The sequence below is a fragment of the Arthrobacter globiformis genome, assembly GCF_030815865.1.
Lineage (GTDB): Bacteria > Actinomycetota > Actinomycetes > Actinomycetales > Micrococcaceae > Arthrobacter > Arthrobacter globiformis_B.
In genome coordinates this window covers 2,027,782-2,047,459 of sequence record NZ_JAUSXI010000001.1, presented here as the reverse complement: position 1 = coordinate 2,047,459, position 19,678 = coordinate 2,027,782, and the positions used below count along the sequence as shown (strand labels likewise).

At 64.3% G+C, this 19,678-nt stretch carries 12 protein-coding genes and 2 rRNA genes; 2 read left to right on the top strand and 12 right to left on the bottom strand.

Features of this window, described 5'->3' with window-relative positions; translation table 11 throughout:
• Nucleotides 1-208 precede the first annotated feature (208 nt).
• From QFZ33_RS09330 to QFZ33_RS09305, 6 genes are all read right to left on the bottom strand, one after another.
• A 23S ribosomal RNA gene (locus tag QFZ33_RS09330) occupies nucleotides 209-3,335 on the bottom strand.
• 534 nt (nucleotides 3,336-3,869) lie between these two features.
• Nucleotides 3,870-5,394, bottom strand: a 16S ribosomal RNA gene (locus QFZ33_RS09325).
• The 16S and 23S rRNA genes sit together here, the layout of an rRNA operon.
• A gap of 499 nt (nucleotides 5,395-5,893) precedes the next feature.
• Entirely contained in the window at nucleotides 5,894-7,207 is a 1,314-nt protein-coding gene (tyrS, locus tag QFZ33_RS09320; protein WP_307026824.1) for a tyrosine--tRNA ligase, read from the bottom strand.
• Nucleotides 7,208-7,299: 92 nt separating this feature from the next.
• Nucleotides 7,300-9,528, bottom strand: coding sequence for a HelD family protein (locus tag QFZ33_RS09315; protein WP_307026822.1), 2,229 nt, complete (start codon nucleotides 9,526-9,528; stop codon nucleotides 7,300-7,302).
• Nucleotides 9,529-9,653: 125 nt separating this feature from the next.
• Nucleotides 9,654-10,211 (bottom strand): adenine phosphoribosyltransferase, encoded by a 558-nt coding sequence (locus QFZ33_RS09310; RefSeq protein ID WP_307026820.1) that lies wholly within the window; start codon nucleotides 10,209-10,211, stop codon nucleotides 9,654-9,656.
• 9 nt (nucleotides 10,212-10,220) lie between these two features.
• Nucleotides 10,221-10,859, bottom strand: a complete 639-nt coding sequence (locus tag QFZ33_RS09305) for a DNA-3-methyladenine glycosylase (protein ID WP_307026818.1) — start codon at nucleotides 10,857-10,859, stop codon at nucleotides 10,221-10,223.
• A 113-nt stretch (nucleotides 10,860-10,972) separates the two neighbouring features.
• Here QFZ33_RS09305 and QFZ33_RS09300 point away from each other — a divergent pair, with 113 nt between their 5' ends.
• Nucleotides 10,973-12,586, top strand: coding sequence for a DNA-3-methyladenine glycosylase 2 family protein (locus QFZ33_RS09300; RefSeq protein ID WP_307026816.1), 1,614 nt, complete (start codon nucleotides 10,973-10,975; stop codon nucleotides 12,584-12,586).
• Nucleotides 12,587-12,621: 35 nt separating this feature from the next.
• Nucleotides 12,622-13,146: a methylated-DNA--[protein]-cysteine S-methyltransferase gene (locus tag QFZ33_RS09295; RefSeq protein WP_307026814.1), complete on the top strand. Its 525-nt coding sequence runs from the start codon at nucleotides 12,622-12,624 to the stop codon at nucleotides 13,144-13,146.
• 16 nt (nucleotides 13,147-13,162) lie between these two features.
• Here QFZ33_RS09295 and QFZ33_RS09290 read toward each other — a convergent pair whose 3' ends face one another.
• The 6 genes from QFZ33_RS09290 to QFZ33_RS09265 all read right to left on the bottom strand — a co-directional run bounded on the left by QFZ33_RS09290 (nucleotide 13,163) and on the right by QFZ33_RS09265 (nucleotide 19,626).
• Nucleotides 13,163-13,939 (bottom strand): maleylpyruvate isomerase family mycothiol-dependent enzyme, encoded by a 777-nt coding sequence (locus QFZ33_RS09290; RefSeq protein WP_307026812.1) that lies wholly within the window; start codon nucleotides 13,937-13,939, stop codon nucleotides 13,163-13,165.
• A gap of 120 nt (nucleotides 13,940-14,059) precedes the next feature.
• A complete protein-coding gene (gene argH / locus QFZ33_RS09285) occupies nucleotides 14,060-15,523 on the bottom strand; it encodes an argininosuccinate lyase (protein WP_307031744.1) in 1,464 nt (487 codons plus the stop codon).
• Nucleotides 15,524-15,558: 35 nt separating this feature from the next.
• Complete coding sequence (locus tag QFZ33_RS09280; protein ID WP_307026810.1) at nucleotides 15,559-16,764, bottom strand: argininosuccinate synthase; 1,206 nt, start codon at nucleotides 16,762-16,764, stop codon at nucleotides 15,559-15,561.
• Nucleotides 16,765-16,822: 58 nt separating this feature from the next.
• Nucleotides 16,823-17,353, bottom strand: coding sequence for an arginine repressor (locus QFZ33_RS09275; protein WP_214851149.1), 531 nt, complete (start codon nucleotides 17,351-17,353; stop codon nucleotides 16,823-16,825).
• Nucleotides 17,354-18,349 carry an ornithine carbamoyltransferase gene (gene argF / locus QFZ33_RS09270; protein ID WP_307026808.1) on the bottom strand — a complete coding sequence of 332 codons (996 nt, stop codon included), beginning with the start codon at nucleotides 18,347-18,349 and terminating at the stop codon, nucleotides 17,354-17,356.
• Nucleotides 18,346-19,626 (bottom strand): acetylornithine transaminase, encoded by a 1,281-nt coding sequence (locus tag QFZ33_RS09265; protein WP_307031742.1) that lies wholly within the window; start codon nucleotides 19,624-19,626, stop codon nucleotides 18,346-18,348. The genes argF and QFZ33_RS09265 overlap by 4 nt, the downstream gene beginning before the upstream one ends.
• Nucleotides 19,627-19,678 lie beyond the last annotated feature (52 nt).

The following is a 19,678-nucleotide window of genomic DNA, read 5'->3' as shown; positions in this document are numbered from 1 at the left end:
GTGCCGGGGTGGGAAAACTTGTGGTTACACACGTTGCTGCAGGTTGTTGCAGCTGTGGTGTTGTTATTGAGTTGTTGGTTTCCTGGACCGTGAAACCCGGTGGCGGGTTTGTTGGTTGGGAACCACATAGTGGACGCAAGCAGTCTTGTTTCTTTTTACTCTCCCCATGGTGTGAACGTCTTTTGAATCCGTTCACGAAGAAGAGTGTGTGGTGTAAGTTATCGGCCTATTAGTACCGGTCAGCTTCACGAGTCGTTAGTCCTCGCTTCCACATCCGGCCTATCAACCCAGTGGTCTGGCTGGGGGCCTCTCACACACAAGGTGTATGGAAATCTCATCTCGAAGCGAGCTTCCCGCTTAGATGCTTTCAGCGGTTATCCCATCCGAACGTAGCTAATCAGCGGTGCACTTGGCAGTACAACTGACACACCAGAGGTTCGTCCGTCCCGGTCCTCTCGTACTAAGGACAGCCCTTCTCAAATTTCCTGCGCGCGCAGCGGATAGGGACCGAACTGTCTCACGACGTTCTAAACCCAGCTCGCGTACCGCTTTAATGGGCGAACAGCCCAACCCTTGGGACCTACTCCAGCCCCAGGATGCGACGAGCCGACATCGAGGTGCCAAACCATGCCGTCGATATGGACTCTTGGGCAAGATCAGCCTGTTATCCCCGAGGTACCTTTTATCCGTTGAGCGACGGCCATTCCACAATGTACCGCCGGATCACTAGTCCCGACTTTCGTCCCTGCTCGAGATGTCTCTCTCACAGTCAAGCTCCCTTGTGCACTTACACTCGACACCTGATTGCCAACCAGGCTGAGGGAACCTTTGGGCGCCTCCGTTACTTTTTAGGAGGCAACCGCCCCAGTTAAACTACCCATCAGGCACTGTCCCTGACCCGGATTACGGGCCGAAGTTAGATGTCCAAAGTGACCAGAGTGGTATTTCAACGATGACTCCACCCGAACTGGCGTCCGGGCTTCAACGTCTCCCACCTATCCTACACAAGCCACTCCGAACACCAATACCAAACTATAGTAAAGGTCTCGGGGTCTTTCCGTCCTGCTGCGCGTAACGAGCATCTTTACTCGTACTGCAATTTCGCCGAGTTTATGGTTGAGACAGCGGGGAAGTCGTTACTCCATTCGTGCAGGTCGGAACTTACCCGACAAGGAATTTCGCTACCTTAGGATGGTTATAGTTACCACCGCCGTTTACTGGGGCTTAAATTCTCAGCTTCGCCTTGCGGCTAACCGGTCCTCTTAACCTTCCAGCACCGGGCAGGAGTCAGTCCGTATACATCGTCTTGCGACTTCGCACGGACCTGTGTTTTTAGTAAACAGTCGCTTCCCCCTGGTCTCTGCGGCCCCGATCCCCTCCCACCAGCAAGTGGTGTTCAAGGTTGGGGCCCCCCTTCTCCCGAAGTTACGGGGGCATTTTGCCGAGTTCCTTAACCATAATTCTCTCGATCGCCTTAGTATTCTCTACCTGATCACCTGTGTCGGTTTGGGGTACGGGCGGCTAAAACCTCGCGCCGATGCTTTTCTAGGCAGCATAGGATCACCGAATCCCCCCTTTACGGGAGTCCCGTCAGATCTCAGGCACATGAACAGCGGATTTGCCTACCGTTCGCCCTACATCCTTGGACCGGGACAACCATCGCCCGGCTCGGCTACCTTCCTGCGTCACACCTGTTAATACGCTTGCCTCCCAGGATCAGGTCCCGCGCTCCACCAAAACCCTTCCATCCAAAGGACGGTCGGGCAGGTCTCGGGCGGTTAGTATCCCCTGTTCAACATGGGCGGTTTTTCGCCGGTACGGGAATATCAACCCGTTGTCCATCGACTACGCCTGTCGGCCTCGCCTTAGGTCCCGACTTACCCAGGGCAGATTAGCTTGACCCTGGAACCCTTGATCATCCGGCGGACGGGTTTCTCACCCGTCTTTCGCTACTCATGCCTGCATTCTCACTCGTGTAGGCTCCACCGCTGGTTTACACCGCGACTTCACCGCCCACACGACGCTCCCCTACCCATCCACACTCCTGAACCACGAAGGCTTGGAAAATATGTGAATGCCACAACTTCGGCGGTGTACTTGAGCCCCGCTACATTGTCGGCGCGGAATCACTTGACCAGTGAGCTATTACGCACTCTTTTAAGGATGGCTGCTTCTAAGCCAACCTCCTGGTTGTCTTCGCAACTCCACATCCTTTCCCACTTAGCACACGCTTAGGGGCCTTAGTTGGTGGTCTGGGCTGTTTCCCTCTCGACTATGAAGCTTATCCCCCACAGTCTCACTGCTGCGCTCTCACTTACCGGCATTCGGAGTTTGGCTGACGTCAGTAACCTTGTAGGGCCCATTAGCCATCCAGTAGCTCTACCTCCGGTAAGAAACACGCAACGCTGCACCTAAATGCATTTCGGGGAGAACCAGCTATCACGAAGTTTGATTGGCCTTTCACCCCTACCCACAGCTCATCCCCTCCATTTTCAACTGAAGTGGGTTCGGTCCTCCACGACGTCTTACCGTCGCTTCAACCTGGCCATGGGTAGATCACTTCGCTTCGGGTCTAGATCACGCCACTGCAACGCCCTGTTCAGACTCGCTTTCGCTACGGCTTCCCCACACGGGTTAACCTCGCGACGTAACACTAACTCGCAGGCTCATTCTTCAAAAGGCACGCCGTCACCAGAATCAGACTGGCTCCGACGGATTGTAAGCACACGGTTTCAGGTACTGTTTCACTCCCCTCCCGGGGTACTTTTCACCTTTCCCTCACGGTACTGGTCCGCTATCGGTCATTAGGGAGTATTTAGGCTTATCAGGTGGTCCTGACAGATTCACACGGGATTTCTCGGGCCCCGTGCTACTTGGGATACTCATCAAAGGCGGTGCACAGCATTACGGTTACGGGGCTCACACCCTCTACGGCCGGCCTTTCAAGACCGTTCACCTATACCAGCACTCACACCTCCCCGGTCCGGCAGAACCAGGACAACAAGTCCCACAACCCCGCCCATGCAACGCCCGCCGGCTATCACACATGGGTCGGTTTAGCCTGATCCGCGTTCGCTCGCCACTACTAACGGAATCACTGTTGTTTTCTCTTCCTGCGGGTACTGAGATGTTTCACTTCCCCGCGTTCCCTCCACGCACCCTATGTGTTCAGATGCGGGTCACCAGATCACTCGCGCGTCTGGCGGGGTTTCCCCATTCGGACACCCTGGGATCACAGTCCGGTTATCGACTCCCCCAGGCTTATCGCAGATTCCTACGTCCTTCTTCGGCTCCTAATGCCAAGGCATCCACCGTGTGCTCTTAAAAACTTGACCACAAAAGATCAAGGAGTAATTTTCGAGAGAACCATGAAAACCACCCAGGCCCGCCACACCCCGAAAGGCGAGACCAGCCCGGACAGATCCAGGTTCATATTCTTGGAAATTGCTTCTTATAAAAGATGCTCGCGTCCACTATGTAGTTCTCAAACAACAACCCCGTACCACACACCCCACACACACCCCCAAAAAAAGGGCAAACCATGCGATCGGTGCAGCCAGGAAACCAGAAACAAACAAAACCCGGACACAAGGGAAAAAACCCCCGCCCCCGGCCCTGTTGCCTCAGGACCCAACAGTGTGCCAAACACTAAACCGCATCACCCCGCCCCGCACCGTTCCAGGACAGCCACCCCCGAAAGGGAACCCGTCCGTACTAGACACAGGACAAAACCACGCGGCCGCTATTCGTTGATATTCCACCCATGAGCACCCGCCGCAGAACGATCGCCTGCGCAGCGGGCCTTTACTCCTGACAAACCACACACCCCGCATACACGGAAAAAGCATGGGCCTGTAGGTGCTCCTTAGAAAGGAGGTGATCCAGCCGCACCTTCCGGTACGGCTACCTTGTTACGACTTAGTCCCAATCGCCAGTCCCACCTTCGACGGCTCCCTCCCACAAGGGGTTAGGCCACCGGCTTCGGGTGTTACCAACTTTCGTGACTTGACGGGCGGTGTGTACAAGGCCCGGGAACGTATTCACCGCAGCGTTGCTGATCTGCGATTACTAGCGACTCCGACTTCATGGGGTCGAGTTGCAGACCCCAATCCGAACTGAGACCGGCTTTTTGGGATTAGCTCCACCTCACAGTATCGCAACCCTTTGTACCGGCCATTGTAGCATGCGTGAAGCCCAAGACATAAGGGGCATGATGATTTGACGTCGTCCCCACCTTCCTCCGAGTTGACCCCGGCAGTCTCCCATGAGTCCCCACCACTACGTGCTGGCAACATGGAACGAGGGTTGCGCTCGTTGCGGGACTTAACCCAACATCTCACGACACGAGCTGACGACAACCATGCACCACCTGTGAACCGGCCCCAAAGGAGAAACCACATTTCTGCGGCGATCCGGTCCATGTCAAGCCTTGGTAAGGTTCTTCGCGTTGCATCGAATTAATCCGCATGCTCCGCCGCTTGTGCGGGCCCCCGTCAATTCCTTTGAGTTTTAGCCTTGCGGCCGTACTCCCCAGGCGGGGCACTTAATGCGTTAGCTACGGCGCGGAAAACGTGGAATGTCCCCCACACCTAGTGCCCAACGTTTACGGCATGGACTACCAGGGTATCTAATCCTGTTCGCTCCCCATGCTTTCGCTCCTCAGCGTCAGTTAATGCCCAGAGACCTGCCTTCGCCATCGGTGTTCCTCCTGATATCTGCGCATTTCACCGCTACACCAGGAATTCCAGTCTCCCCTACATCACTCTAGTCTGCCCGTACCCACCGCAGATCCGGAGTTGAGCCCCGGACTTTCACGGCAGACGCGACAAACCGCCTACGAGCTCTTTACGCCCAATAATTCCGGATAACGCTTGCGCCCTACGTATTACCGCGGCTGCTGGCACGTAGTTAGCCGGCGCTTCTTCTGCAGGTACCGTCACTTTCGCTTCTTCCCTACTGAAAGAGGTTTACAACCCGAAGGCCGTCATCCCTCACGCGGCGTCGCTGCATCAGGCTTTCGCCCATTGTGCAATATTCCCCACTGCTGCCTCCCGTAGGAGTCTGGGCCGTGTCTCAGTCCCAGTGTGGCCGGTCACCCTCTCAGGCCGGCTACCCGTCGTCGCCTTGGTGAGCCATTACCTCACCAACAAGCTGATAGGCCGCGAGTCCATCCAAAACCGCAAAAGCTTTCCACCCCCCACCATGCGATGAGGAGTCATATCCGGTATTAGACCCAGTTTCCCAGGCTTATCCCAGAGTCAAGGGCAGGTTACTCACGTGTTACTCACCCGTTCGCCACTAATCCCCGGTGCAAGCACCGGATCATCGTTCGACTTGCATGTGTTAAGCACGCCGCCAGCGTTCATCCTGAGCCAGGATCAAACTCTCCGTTGAAGTAAAACAGACACAACCAGGCACCACGGAAATAACGCGGAACCAGGCTGCACAAAATTTGAAACCAGCTAAAAACACCAGACCACACCACGGAGGTGGCAGGCCCGGCAAATTCAACCAATTTAATAAAAAATCGGTATCAACAAACTTGGCACACTATTGAGTTCTCAAACAACAGACACATTCGAATACTTCTCGAAACAATTCCGAATTAGTTCTAAGGAATTCATGTTTCGCATTTCTTCGCTGCGATGTTTCTAGCTTATTTCATTCATTTTCACTTTGCAAATCCGGGTTATTCACCCGATATTTACTCCATGGAACGAATTCGCCCAGCACTAATGGAAGCTTTTCTTCAATCATGCCTTGAAGTTGAAGAATTGCTTCTCAGTGAAGGGGGTTGTCACCGCTCAGCGGCGGCGACTCAGAAGACATTACACGCTCCCCCGCGGCCGAGCAAATCGACTGCGGAGGAGCGTGCAATTGGTCGCTTCCGGTGCTAGGCGCCGGTCACCTGTACCGTGGCCAGGTTCTTCTTGCCGCGGCGGAGCAGCAGGTACTTGCCGTGCAGGAGCTGGGACGGGGAGATCACCGCGTCCGGGTCCGTGACCTTCGCGTTGTTGACGTAGGCGCCGCCCTCGCCCACGACCCGGCGCGCCGCGGACTTGCTGTCCGACAGCCCCGAGGCAACCAGCAGATCGATGATGCCCAGGCCCGCTCCGTCCACGGAAGCTGACGGCAGTTCGGCCGTCGCTGCGGCCAGCGTCTGCTCGTCGAGCAGCGACAGATCGCCGTTTCCGAACACGGCGGCGGAGGCAGCAATGACCTTTTCTGTGGCTTCGGCTCCGTGGACCAGCGCCGTCACTTCGAAGGCGAGCTTCCGCTGGCCTTCACGGGCGAACGGGCGCTCGGCGACAGACACCGCCACTTCCTCAATCTCGGCCCGGGTCAGGAAAGTAAACACCTTCAGCCGGTCCACAACATCCGCATCGGCGGTGTTCAGCCAGAACTGGTAAAAGGTGTACGGGCTGACCATGGCAGAGTCCAGCCAGATGGCGTTACCCTCGCTCTTGCCGAACTTGGTGCCGTCGGCGTTGGTGATGAGCGGAGTGCCCAGAGCATGAACCGTCTTGCCCTCAACCTTGCGGATCAGTTCGGTACCGCTGGTGAGGTTGCCCCACTGGTCGGATCCGCCGGTCTGCAGCATGCAGCCGTAGTCACGGTGGAGCTGGAGGTAATCCATGCCCTGCAGGATCTGGTAGCTGAACTCGGTGTAGCTGATGCCTTCTTCGGAGTTGAGGCGTGAAGCCACGGCGTCCTTGCGCAGCATCGTTCCCACGCGGAAGTGCTTGCCGACCTCGCGGAGGAAGTCGATTGCGCTCAGCGGCGCGGTCCAGTCGAGGTTGTTGACCATCCGTGCGGCGTTGGCGCCCTCGAAGCTGAGGAAACGGCGGACCTGGGCCTGCAGGTAGCCGACCCACTCGGAAACGGTGTCCTTGGTGTTCAGGGTACGTTCCGCCGTCGGACGCGGATCGCCGATCAGCCCGGTGGAGCCTCCCACGAGCCCCAGCGGCTTGTGGCCGGCCAGCTGAAGCCGCCTCATGAGAAGGAGCTGGACCAGGTTTCCCAGGTGAAGGCTCGGCGCCGTGGGATCGAATCCGCAGTAATAAGTGACCGGTTCCCCGGCGAGGAGCTTCTCCAGTTCCACCTCGTCGGTGGATACGTGGACAAGGCCGCGCCATCTGAGCTCCTGCCAGATGTTGGCGAAGCTGGGGTCGTTCTGCTGGGATTCGAGGTCGTTTAGTTGTGACACGCCTTCTAAGTTAGCAGGATCAGCGGCCCTGGGACCCTCGTGAAGGGCTGGAGGCAGGCCGGGCCGCGAACGGCCGGCCTGCCCAGGAAAAATTAACGCTCGATGCCCGCCGGAACGTCCGCGGCCGCGATCAGCCGAAGCCGCTGGGTGGGGCGGGTCATGGCAACGTACAGATCGCCGACCCTGCCGTGCTCGTGGTTCAGCATGGCGCTCGGTTCAAGGACCACGACGCCGTCGAACTCAAGTCCCTTGGCTTCCCGCGGGCTGATGACCACCACGTCCTGTTCGTAACTGCCGGCACCCGTACCGAGCCGGGAGCCATACTTCGCGCGCAGCGCGGCGGTGGCCTCCCGCAGCAGGTCGCCATCGGCAATCACGGCTAGCAGGCCGCCGTCGAGCGCTTGGAGCTCCTCGGGAAGGACCTCCACCAGCCGGTCCACGAGGCCCGACTTCTCCACGCGGTCGATGATCGGCGACCAGCGGCCTTCCCGGACGGCCTTCGGGGCGGAGACCACCAGGCCGGCGGCGTTGGCCATGCGTGCCGCCGCTTCGGCGATTTGCGAGGGCGTCCGGTAGTTCACCGTGAGCTCCTCCAGCTGCCAGCGGTCGCCGAACATCGGTGCGAGGGCTCCCTGCCAGGACTTCGCGCCGGCCACGGAACTGGTCTGCGCGATATCCCCCACGATCGTGAAGGACTTGAGCGGGCAGCGCCGGACCAGGAGCCGCCACTGCATGGGCGACAGTTCCTGCGCCTCGTCTACGACGATGTGGCCGAAGGCCCAGGTGCGGTCGCTGGTGGCGCGCTCAGCGGCAGTCAGGCGGCCCTCGCGTTCCTCGTTCTGTTCCACGAGTTCCTCGGCGGACATCAGGACATCGACGCCGGCGGACTCCATGTTGACCAGGGTCTGCCGGGCGTTGGCCAGGGCGCGGGCCCGGTCCTGCTCCTGCTGGGCGAGGCCGCGACCTGCAGCGGGATCCAGTTCACCGAGCAGTTCAGCTGCTTCGTCGAGCAGGGGGACGTCGGCCTCGGTCCAGGGGGCATCCGGAGCCCGCAGCAGGAGCTCGCGTTCCCTGGCGGTCAGCCCGGGAGTGCAGGCTTCAAGGAGCGCGGGCTTGCTGAGGAGTTCGCCCACGAGCTTCTCGGGCGTCATCGGCATCCAGCACAGGTTCAGCGCGACGCGCACATCGCGTGCTGTCCGGACGTCCTCGGCGAGGTAGGAGCGGTCGGCGTTGTTGCCGATGTTGCCGGCCTCGACGAGCTCGGTCATCTGCTCGGTCAGCTCGCGGAGCAGGATCTTGACGAAAGTAACGCGGGCTTCGTTGTGCGGTTTCCCGGTGGAGCGTGCGCGTTCACGGGCGCGCCTGACCTGCCGGGGCGTGAGGGTCAGCTTGCGTCCGTCCACTTCCAGGATCCGGTTTTCGGCTGGAATGCGCTGCCGGTTGGCCACGGCATTGGCGATGACCTCGGCCATCTCTAGCCGGCCCTTGATGGCGGCAATGTCCGCCTCCTGCTCCGGCACCGCGTTGATGCCGGGCATCAGCCTGCCGAGGCTGGCCATGACCACGCCGGTTTCGCCCAGCGAGGGCAGGACACGTTCGATGTATTTCATGAACGACGACGACGGGCCCACCAGCAGCACGCCGGCGGACTTGAGCCGGTCACGGTGGGTGTACAGCAAGTACGCTGCGCGGTGCAGGGCCACGGCGGTTTTTCCGGTGCCCGGCCCGCCCTGGACCACAAGGGCGCCGGAGATGGAGGACCGGATGATCCGGTCCTGCTCGGACTGGATGGTGCCCACGATGTCCGACATGCGGCCCGTGCGCTTGGAGTTCAGGGCGGCCAGCAGCGCGCCCTCGCCCTGCAGCGAGTCGGCGTCCGAGAGCATATCGGCATCCAGGACGTCGTCCTCGATGGCCTTGACCTCACGGCCCTGCAGGATCAGATGCCGGCGCCGGCGCACTCCCTGGCGGTCAAATGCTGTGGCCTGGTAAAAGTGGCCGGCCTCCGGCGCGCGCCAGTCGACCATGAGCCGGACGAGGTCCTCGGTGGTAAGACCGATGCGGCCGATGTACTGCGCCTCGCCTGAGTCCAGGTCCAGCCGGCCGAACACGAGGCGGTCGTCGACGGCGTCGAGCTGGGCGAGGCGGTCCTCGTACAGGGCCGCAAAGGCGTCGCGTTCGGAGACGTTCTGCATGGTGCCGATTGCTCCGGCACGGCGCACCTGGGCCAGCTGGGCGCGCTTTTCCGCGCGCAGTTCATCAAGCCGGGTGTACAGACCGGCTACATAGTCCCGTTCGTGGGCCAAATCGGCGTCGAGCATCGTTCCCCTATCGCAAAAGACAGACCGTCCATTCTATAACCTTTTCAGCGCAGTGGCGGCTGTTGAGCAGCTTTTGGCAGGTTATCTGACGGCGCGGCTCTGTCGCTCACCGACAAGGCCGCTGGTCAGAGCCGCAGCAGTGACCGCACGCGGTGCCCGGCCAGGGCGGAGCGGCCGCGCAGCTCGCCGAGTTCCATCACCACGCCCACGCCCGAGACGTGGACCCCGCAGCGTTCGAACAGGCGGGCGGCTGCCCCGAGGGTGCCGCCCGTGGCGAGGACGTCGTCGAGGATCAGCACCCGGCTGCCGCGGGCCAGGTCCGTGGTGTGAAGTTCCAGAGTGGCGTTGCCGTATTCCAGGGCGTAGTCCTCGGAGTACACCTCGCGCGGCAGCTTCCCGGCCTTACGCACTGTCACCGCGCCGGTGCCGGTGGCGTAGGCCGCGGCGGCGGCGAGCAGGAAGCCCCGTGCCTCGACGCCGGCCACGGCATCGAACTGCCCCTTGAACGGTTCCACGAGCGCGTCGACGACTGCCCGGAACGCGGGACCGTCGGCGAAGACGGGCGTCAGGTCCTTAAAGGTGATTCCGGGTTTGGGGTAGTCCGGAACGGTGGCGCAGAGTCCCGAAATGAGTTCGTCCACGGGGCCGGGCCTGGGGGCAGGGGCTTGTTCGCTGTGGTTCACCCGTCCAGCCTACGCCCGCGGGGTGCGGGCCTTCGCCGCCTTGTAGCGGGACACGGTGGGGTCCCCGGTGAGCCAGAAGCGCCATGGATAATCGTGCGTGCCGCCGTGACCGGCGACGCCGACCCGCGGCCCCGTGCTGACGTGGGCGGCGGGTGCGGGCGGCAGCACCAGGCCAAATGGTGAACTCAGGGCGTCCCGCCCGCTGTCCTCAGTGGTCAGCCCGAGTGCTGTGGCCAGTCGCGCGGGTCCGCTGGCCAGATCTTTGGCGGCTTTCGACGTCGGCCGGCGCGCGAGGGCCAGTTCCCGGCCTTCGACGATTTCACCCGCGCGCAAGAGGACGGCGGAGGCGTGGCCCGCCGGGCCGCAGACGATGTTGGCGCAGTAGTGCATGCCATACGTGAAGTAGACGTAGAGGTGGCCGGCCGGGCCGAACATGGGGGCGTTCCTGCGGGTGGGTCCGCGGTAGGTGTGGGAGCCGGGATCAGGGTGCAGTGAATCGACGGGTCCCATGTAGGCCTCGAGTTCTGTGATCCGTACGGCGACGGAACCTTCGTCGCCGTCGTGCGTCAGGACGGCACCAAGGAGCAGCGGGGCGATTTCGCGGGCATCGCCGGACAGGAACTGCCGCACAGGGCCGCTGGTGGTCATGCCCCGACTTTACCGAAGCGCCTGTTGTCCGGGCTCGCTGCCCTGGGAAGCCGTTCCACGGCCATGTCCGATTTCCGCTAGCAGGCCCCCCTGGGGACTGGCAGGATGGAGTCATGGACTTCTGGCAGCGCTACCGCGCCATCGACGCGCGGGACACCCGTTTCGACGGGCAGTTCTATACGGCGGTGCGGACCACGGGCATTTACTGCCGGCCGTCGTGCCCGGCGAGAACGCCCAAGGCGGAGAACGTCACCTTTTATGAGACCTCCGCCGCCGCCCACGACGCCGGCTACCGCGCCTGCAAGCGCTGCCTGCCTGAGGCCGTGCCGGGGACACCGGCCTGGAACCTCCGTTCCGATATTGCCGGCCGGGCCATGCGGCTGATCAACGACGGCGTGATCAACCGCGACGGCGTTGAGGGGCTCGCCTCGCGCTTGGGCTACTCGTCCCGGCAGCTGAACCGGATTCTCAGCCATGAGCTCGGCGCCGGTCCCCTGTCCCTGGCCCGGGCCAGCAGGGCCCAGACCGCACGCACGCTGCTGGTCTCCACCACGATGAAGCTTGCGGACGTCGCCTTTGCCGCGGGCTTCAGCAGCGTCCGCCAGTTCAACGAGACCGTGGCCGAGGTGTTCGACATGACGCCGACCGCGCTGCGCAGCACCGCCCGGCACCATCCGTCAGCCGCTGCGAGCACCTCACTCACGCTGGCGCTCCCCTACCGCGAACCGTTCGACCCCGGTGTGTTCAGCTTCCTCGCCGTCCGTGCCATCCCGGGGATCGAGATCGGAACCGCAACGTCCTATGCCCGGACACTGCGGCTTCCGCACGGGGACGCCCGGTTCAGCGTGGAATACAAGGGCGTCGAATACTCCGATGCGGAGAACGGCACCGGAGAGGGCGGAACTGTAAAGTACGACGGCGGGCCGCACGGGCGGCCGCTGGTGCTCACCATCGGCGCGGTGGACCTCCGGGATCTGCCGGCCCTGCTGAGCAGGGTACGTCGGCTTTTTGACCTCGACGCCGATCCCGTCGCCATTGACGGCGCGCTCGGAGCCGATCCCCGGCTTTCGGCGTCCGTGGCGGCGGCGCCGGGGATCCGCCTGCCGGGCGCCCTCGATCCGCAGGAACTGCTCATCCGGGCGATGGTGGGGCAGCAGATCACGGTGGCCGCCGCGCGCACGGCCCTCACGCAGCTGGCCGCGGCCGGCAGTCCCAGCGCGGCCGCGGGCGACGGGCTTTCCCGGCTGTTCCCGTCGCCGGCGCAGATCGCCGAAGCCGGTGCGGAACTGCTGCGCGGCCCGCAGCGCAGGATAGAGTCGCTGCTGGCCGTTGCCACGGCGCTGGCCGAAAACAAGCTGGACATTGGCTACGGTGACGACCTCCCCAGCCTTTCCGCCAAGCTGCTGCCGCAGCCGGGCGTCGGGCCGTGGACCGTGGGATACGTGGCCATGCGGGTCATCGGCGCGCCGGACATCTACCTCGCCAACGACGCCGCGGTACGCAACGGCATCCGGGCGATAACCGGCGCCAGCCCAATAACCGGCTCCAGCCCAATGACCCGCACTCCGGGACCGGGCGCCGCGCCGTCGGCGGACTTCCGCGAAGTCAGCCCCTGGCGCTCGTACGCCACCATGCACCTCTGGCGCGCGGCTGCAGCTGCCCCCAAAACTGCTGTGTCCCGAACTCCCGCCGCCCGCAGGGCACAGACAACGAAAGCGACAGTGTGAAATGAATGCGACAGTGCAATGAAAGTGACAGTGCAATGAAAGCCCAACTGCTCACCATGACGACGCCGGACGGGCCGTTCACCATCATCGCCCGCGACGGCGTGGTGCTCGCCTCGGGCTGGACGGCCGAGCCACAGGACCTGACGGGCCAGATCCATCCGCAGCTGCTACCGGACGCCTACGAGGCAGTGGAGCATCTCGGGCCGATTTCCGCGGCCGTGGAGGCCTTCTACGCGGGCGATCCGGCTCCTGCCATGAACGTGCCCGTCCTGCAGATATCGGGCCCGTTCCGCGCCCACGCGTGGGACGTGCTCCGCACCGTCAGCCCGGGGGCGCCGGTTACCTACACCGAATACGCTGAGCTGTCCGGCAACGCCAAGGCAGTCCGGGCCGCCGCCAGCGCCTGCGCCTTCAACGCCGCCGCGCTGTTCGTACCGTGCCACCGGGTGGTCCGCACGGACGGCACGATGGGCGGCTTCCGCTGGGGGCTGCGGATCAAGGAAAGCCTGCTGGCCCGCGAAAAGCAGGGGCTCGCCGCCGGTTTAACTATGGCACCCTGAGCCACTGCACCTACAGCTAATTCGCCCGAACCCCGGAAGGCCACGGCAGCAGCTCCGGCAGGTCCACGCCGTCGGCCGCTGCTGAAGCGCGCAGGCTGCCCAGCGACGGCTCCCGTCCGGCGAGCCAGGCGGCGATATCGGTAACCATGCCACTAATCACCGTGGAGCGGCCGCCGGTGCCAATCATCACCGGAGGCATGCCAAGCGGCTGCAGCACCAGCTTCTGCTCCTCCGGCACGCGTGCGGCCAAGAAGGCGAACAGGTGCTCGCAGAACGGCCTGCTCCACGTTTCCGCGCCGCGGCCGGTGTTGAGGTCGGAGGCGTGGATCACGAGCTCGCGCCAGAGCGCGAAGCCGCCGTCCAGCACCACTCCCCCGCGGTAGGAAATGGGTGCGCGCCAGCCCGCCGCACCACCCGCAGCAGCGTTGCCGGCATCCCCACCGGCATCCGCATCCAGCGAGTCGAAGGCGCGCAACACCCGCTCCAGCGCTGAGTCCAGGTCAGCGCGGTGCTGGTCCAGTGCATGCCCGGCGCTCATTTCGATGGCCTTCGTGCGGCCGTCATAGCCGCCGTCGTACAGTTCCACCGTTTCGCCGCGCGCAGCGTATTCGAGCTGCCGCGCCATCGCGTTGGAGATGCCGGCGATGTGCGCGAGGACGTGCCCGCGGGTCCAGCCCGGAAGGGCCGAGGGAGCCGGGACGTCAGCCTCGGTGAGTTTCGCTGCCAGGGAGGAAACGGCGTCGGCCGCTTTGTGGAGTTCGGCGAGCAGTGTGTCAGGTGTGATCGCGGTCATGGCGCCATCCTAACCGAGGGTTAATACCGGTTAACGCCAGCGAGATGGCACTTGACGGCAGTGTTTTCGAAAAACATTGCCGCAAAGTGCCATCTCGCGCAGAGACGGGCGTGCAGTGCCCTATCCCGCGTACTCGCGGACGCCGGCGAGCTCGCCTTCCAGCGCGGCAAGCTGGCGTTCGACGGCGGCCGGTGCCGTGCCGCCCTGCGAGTTGCGGCTGTTGAGCGATCCTTCCGTGCTGAGGACGCTGCGGACCTCCGGGGTGAGGTGCTCCGAAATGGCGGCATACTCCTCGTCCGTCAGGTCCCACAGTTCCACGCCACGGCTCTCGGCCTGCTTCACGGCAGCGCCGGACAGTTCGTGCGCCTCGCGGAAGGGCACGCCCTGGCGGACCAGCCACTCGGCGATGTCAGTGGCCAGCGCGAAGCCCTGCGGAGCCAGCGATTTCATCCGGTCCGCATTGAACTTGAGCGTGGCGATCATGCCGGAGACAGCCGGCAGCAGCAGCTCCAGCGTGTCGGCGGCGTCGAACACCGGTTCCTTGTCCTCTTGCAGATCGCGGTTGTATGCGAGCGGCAGGCCCTTCAGAGTGGCCAGCAGGCCGGTGAGGTTGCCGATCAGCCGGCCGGCCTTGCCGCGGGCCAGTTCGGCCACATCCGGGTTCTTCTTCTGCGGCATGATGGACGACCCCGTGGAGTAGGAATCGTCCAGCGTGACGAAAGAGAACTCCTTGGTGGCCCAGAAGATGACTTCCTCCGAGATCCGGGACAGGTCGACGCCGATCATCGCGGCCACCCAGGCAAACTCGGCAAAGACATCGCGGGACGCGGTGCCGTCGATCGAGTTGTGGACGGCGGAGAAGAAGCCCAGGTCCGCGGCCACGGCCTCGGGGTCAAGGCCCAGCGACGAGCCCGCGAGGGCACCGGAACCGTACGGCGAAACGCCGGCTCGCTTGTCCCAGTCCTGCAGCCGCTGCACGTCGCGCAGCAGCGCCCAGGCGTGGGCCAGCAGGTGGTGGCTGAGCAGGACGGGCTGCGCGTGCTGCAGGTGCGTGCGCCCCGGCATCGCCACGCCGGGGTGGGCCTTGGCCTGCTCCACCAGCGCGTCGATGGTGGCGAGCACGCCGCGGGCGATGATCCGGGCGTGGTCACGCAGGAACATGCGGCCCAGCGTGGCCACCTGGTCGTTGCGCGAACGCCCCGCCCGGAGCTTGCCGCCCAACTGGGTCCCGGCACGCTCGATCAGGCCGCGCTCCAACGAACCGTGCACGTCCTCATCGGATTCCGCCGGCACATAGGCGCCCGAGGCGACGTCCGCATCCAGCTGGTCCAGGGCTGCGAGCATGCCTTCGAGTTCGGCGGCATCCAGCAGCCCGGCCTTGTGGAGCACGCGGGCGTGCGCCTTGGAACCGGCGATGTCATAGCGCGCCAGGCGCCAGTCGAAGTGCGTCGACTTGCTCAGCGCCGCGAGGGCATCGGCGGGGCCGCCGGCGAACCGGCCGCCCCAGAGCGCGCCTGTGTTTGTCCCCGAGCGCACCCCAACCTCGCTTCGCTCGGCCGGGGACCCCTGCGCTCGTGGGCCCATTTCGGACTTGGTGGTTTCCTGCTCAGCCACAGGGGCTACTTTCCTGCGACGCGGATGTCGCGGCCGGAGGCAACCTTGGCGGACATGCCCCACAGCTCAATGAAGCCGCGCGCCATGGACTGGTCGAAGGTGTCGCCGGTGTCGTAGGTGGCGAGGTCGAAGTCGTACAGCGAGGTCTCGGAGCGGCGTCCGTTGACGATCGCCTGGCCGCCGTGCAGCACCATGCGGATGTCGCCGGAGACGTACTTCTGGGTGTCATCGATGAAGGCGTCCAGGGAGCGCTTCAGCGGGGAGAACCACTGGCCGTCGTAGACCAGTTCGGCCCAGCGCTGGCCGACGGTGGCCTTGAAGCGGGCCTGCTCGCGCTCGACGGTGATGTCCTCGAGGTGCTTGTGCGCGGTGATCAGCGCCATGGCGCCCGGTGCCTCATAGATTTCGCGGGACTTGATGCCCACGAGGCGGTCCTCGACGACGTCGATGCGGCCCACACCCTGGGCGCCGGCGCGGCGGTTCAGTTCCTTGATGGCCTGCAGCGGGGTGACCTTGATGCCGTCGATGGCTACCGGAACGCCGGCTTCGAAGGAGATGGTGACCTCGTCCGGTGCCGGCGGGAATTCCGGCGTGGCGGTGTAGTCGTAGATGTCCTTGGTGGGCGCGTTCCAGATGTCCTCGAGGTAGCCGGTTTCGACGGCGCGGCCCCAGACGTTCTGGTCGATCGAGTACGGGTTCTTCTTGGTGGTCTCGATCGGCAGTCCCTTCTCCTCGGCGAAGGCGATGGCCTTGTCGCGGGTCAGCGCGAGGTCGCGGACGGGCGCGATGCACTTCAGGTCCGGGCCGAGGGTCTGGATGCCCACCTCGAAGCGGACCTGGTCGTTGCCCTTGCCGGTGCAGCCGTGGGCCACGGTGGTGGCGCCGAATTCGCGGGCGGCCTTGACCAGGTGCTTGACGATCACCGGACGCGAGATGGCGGAGACCAGCGGGTAGTGGCCCTGGTAGAGGGCGTTGGCCTTCAGCGTGGGCACGCAGTATTCGTTGGCGAACTCGTCAGACGCGTCCGCCACGTAGGCCTCGACGGCGCCGCAGCCGAGGGCGCGCTGGCGGATCGTCTCCAGCGATTCGCCGCCCTGTCCGACGTCGACGGCCACGGCGATGACCTCGGCGCCGGTGGCTTCACCGATCCAGCCGATGGCTACGGAAGTATCCAGGCCACCTGAGTAGGCCAGAACAATACGCTCAGTCACGGAATATGCTCCTTAGTTGTTGTTTCTGTTTTTGTTTGTTTGGAAGGAAGCGGCCGGCTTACTGGCCGGCTTCCTCGGCGAGCTGCAGGAACCGGGCAGCCAGTTCCGGCCCGCCCAGCGGGTCCCGGGCCACAAGCAGCACGGTGTCGTCCCCGGCGATGGTGCCCAGGATCGAGGGCATCACTGAATGGTCGATGGCGAGGGCGAGGAAGTTTGCCGCTCCCGGCGGCGTCCGGAGCACCGCGATATTGGCCGAGGCCTCCGCCGTGACCAGCAGTTCGCCGCACAGCCGTGCCAGCCTGGCATCGAGGATTTCCTGGCTGACCCCGCTCTTGGCCGCCCGCTCCCCGCCTTCACCGGGGACGGCGTACACCAACACGCCTTCCTTGCCGCGGACCCGGACAGCGCCAAGCTCCACGAGGTCACGCGACAGCGTGGCCTGGGTGACCTGTACGCCGTCGTCCGCGAGCAGCGCCGCGAGCTCCGCCTGCGAACGCACCGATTCGCCGGTCAGGATCGCGGTGATCCGCGCCTGGCGGGCCGTCTTGGTGGCCGGGCTCGCGCCGGGCGCGGGAGCGGGGACGGACAACTACGCCTGCCCTGCCAGGGGCCGCAGTCCGTCGACGACGGCCAGCCCGGACTGGTGCATGAGCCAGGCCATGAGCCCCTTCTGCGCGTGCAGGCGGTTCTCGGCCTCGTCCCACACGATCGACTGCGGGCCATCAATCACGCCGGCCGAAATTTCGTAGCCGCGGTAGGCGGGAAGGCAGTGCAGCACGACGGCGTCAGGGGCGGCCTGCGCCAGCGCAGCCTCGTCCACGGAGTATTCACGGAACAGCTTCATCCGTGCTTCCTTTTCCGCTTCCTGGCCCATGGAAACCCAGGTGTCGGTGGCCACGACGTCGGCTCCCTTGAGTGCCTCCGCCGCGTCCGTCGTGATGAGGACGGATCCGCCGGTTTCGACGGCACGTTCCTCGGCAGCGGCCACGATGCCGGCCGCAGGCAGGTAGCCCTCGGGACCGGCGATGCGGACGTGCATGCCTGCCGTGACGCCGGCCAGGAGGTAGGAGTTGGCCATGTTGTTGGCGGCGTCACCGAGGTAGGCCATGGTGAGGCCCTTGAGTTCGCCCTTGTGCTCCTTGACGGTCAGGAGGTCAGCCAGCAGCTGGCAGGGGTGGTAGTCGTCGCACAGCGCGTTGATGACGGGAACTTTCGAGTTTTCGGCCATGGCAACGAGGCCTGAGTGCGCGCCGGTCCGCCACACGATGGTGGAAACCATGCGCTCGAGGACCTTGGCGGTGTCCTCCACGGATTCCTTGTGGCCGATCTGCGCCTCGCCCGGGTTGATGATCAGGGCGTTGCCGCCCATGTCTGCCACGCCGGTGGCAAAGGAGACCCGGGTCCGGGTGGAGGTCTTGTCGAAGATGACAGCCACGGTCTTGCGGCCGCTGCCTTCGGCGGCGAACGGCTGGACGCTGTACGGCGCTGCTTTCATGCGTCCCGCGAGTTCCAGGACTTCCGCCTGCTCGGCAGGGCTCAGGTCCGTGTCCTTGAGGAAGTGGCGGATGGTGCCGGTGGAAGTCACTGTGCGTCCTTTGCGGTTTGCAGGATGGCCGGAAGGGCGGCCAGGAAACGGTCTGCCTGCTCGGTGGTCAGGATGAGCGGCGGGGCCAGGCGGATGGTGCGGGGGCCGGGGCTGTTGATGATGAAGCCGGCGTCCAGGGCTGCGGTCACCGCGGCAGGGGCGACGTCGGCGTCCAGGTCGAAGCCGATCAGCAGGCCCTCGCCACGCACCTCGGTGACACCGTCGACGGCGGCCAGCGACTGCCGGACATGCTCACCGACAGCGCGGACGTTGTCCAGCACGTGCTGGCTTTCGATGGCGTGCAGGGTGGCAAGGGCCGCCGCGGTGGCCACCGGGTTGCCGCCGAACGTGGTGCCGTGCTGCCCTGCGGACAGCAGCGACGACGTCTGCTCGCCGAACGTGACGAGCGCACCGATCGGGAAACCGCCGCCGAGGCCTTTGGCCAGGGTGATTGCGTCCGGCACGATCCCGGCGTCCTCGCTGGCCAACCATTTGCCCGTACGGGCGATGCCGGTCTGCACCTCGTCCAGGATCAACAGGGCACCGGCCTCTGTGGTGACCTCGCGGGCGGCCTTCAGGTAGCCGGCCGGAAGGGGCCGGACGCCTGCCTCGCCCTGGATCGGCTCCAGGAAGACGGCAGCCACGGTGTCATCGACGGCGTTGCGCAGCGCCTCGATGTCCCCGAACGGGATGTGCACAACGCCGCCGGGCATGGGCTCGAAGGGCGCGCGGTACGCCTCTTTGGCGGTGAGCGCCAGTGCGCCCATGGTCCGGCCGTGGAATGCGCCTTCGAGCGCGATGATGCGGGTGCGGCGCTTGCCGCCGGCCTCCCCGGAGGAGGAACCCGAGTTCCGGCGGGCCAGCTTGAAGGCGGCCTCGTTGGCCTCCGTGCCGGAGTTGGTGAAGAACACCTTGGAGCCGGCCGGCGCTGAACTGAGTTCCAGCAGCTTTTCGGCCAGCGCGATCTGGGTGGGGCTGGTGAAGAAGTTGGACACGTGCCCCAGGGTGGCCAGCTGGCTGGAGATCACCGAGGTCACGAACGGGTGGGCGTGGCCCAACGCGTTGACGGCGATGCCGCCCAGGAGGTCCAGGTATTCCTTGCCGTCGGCGTCCCAGACAAGGCAGCCCGCGCCGCGGACCAGCACCCGCTGGGGCGTGCCGAACACACCCATCAGCGATGAGGAGTAGCGCGCCAGCCACTCGGAGCCTGCGTGGCCGCTGGCTTCAACCAGCTCCGTTACCGGGCTCCGTTGATCGAGCTTGTCGAGCTTCTCCATGGTCCCCAGCAGCCCCCCGTCCTCGCAAGCTCGGACGGGGCCCCCGGCTGCT

Excerpts from the sequence above, each read along its gene's own strand:
- QFZ33_RS09315 (WP_307026822.1), bottom strand. The coding sequence starts at position 9,528 with ATGCTCGACGCCGATTTGGCCCACGAACGGGACTATGTAGCCGGTCTG.
- QFZ33_RS09305 (WP_307026818.1), bottom strand. The coding sequence starts at position 10,859 with ATGACCACCAGCGGCCCTGTGCGGCAGTTCCTGTCCGGCGATGCCCGC.
- QFZ33_RS09300 (WP_307026816.1), top strand. The coding sequence starts at position 10,973 with ATGGACTTCTGGCAGCGCTACCGCGCCATCGACGCGCGGGACACCCGT.
- QFZ33_RS09295 (WP_307026814.1), top strand. The coding sequence starts at position 12,622 with ATGAAAGCCCAACTGCTCACCATGACGACGCCGGACGGGCCGTTCACC.
- QFZ33_RS09290 (WP_307026812.1), bottom strand. The coding sequence starts at position 13,939 with ATGACCGCGATCACACCTGACACACTGCTCGCCGAACTCCACAAAGCG.
- argH (WP_307031744.1), bottom strand. The coding sequence starts at position 15,523 with ATGGGCCCACGAGCGCAGGGGTCCCCGGCCGAGCGAAGCGAGGTTGGG.
- QFZ33_RS09265 (WP_307031742.1), bottom strand. The coding sequence starts at position 19,626 with ATGGAGAAGCTCGACAAGCTCGATCAACGGAGCCCGGTAACGGAGCTG.